Annotated in this window: 1 protein-coding gene; it reads left to right on the top strand. The window is 70.2% G+C overall.

Features of this window, described 5'->3' with window-relative positions:
• Positions 1 to 66: 66 nt before the first annotated feature.
• Positions 67 to 379 (top strand): biotin/lipoyl-containing protein (locus SxD43FB_RS24455; protein ID WP_141249681.1); only part of this gene is annotated, 313 nt, incomplete at its 3' end.

Genomic DNA, 379 nt, shown 5'->3' with positions numbered 1-379 from the left:
CAGACTTCCCCCGAGCCGGACGAGTCCGAGCTGTGGACGGACATCCTGCTGGAGGCCCGCTGACCCATGGGTGCGACGATCCTGATGCCCGCCCTCTCCCCCACCATGACCGAGGGGAAGCTGGCGCGCTGGCTGAAGAAGGAAGGCGACACCGTCGCCGCCGGCGACATCATCGCCGAGATCGAGACCGACAAGGCCACCATGGAGGTGGAGGCGGTCGATGAGGGCGAGCTGACCAGGATCCTGGTGCCCGAGGGCACCGAGGGCGTGGCGGTGAACTCCCCCATCGCCGAGATCGATGGCGGGGATGGTGGCGCCGGCACCTCGGCCGCCGGGCCGCAGGAGCCCGTCTCCAACGCCATTCAGGCCGGCGGCGAGA

Source organism: Sphingobium sp. D43FB, assembly GCF_002312805.1.
Lineage (GTDB): Bacteria > Pseudomonadota > Alphaproteobacteria > Sphingomonadales > Sphingomonadaceae > Sphingobium.
This window is presented reverse-complemented; position numbering and strand designations above follow the sequence as displayed.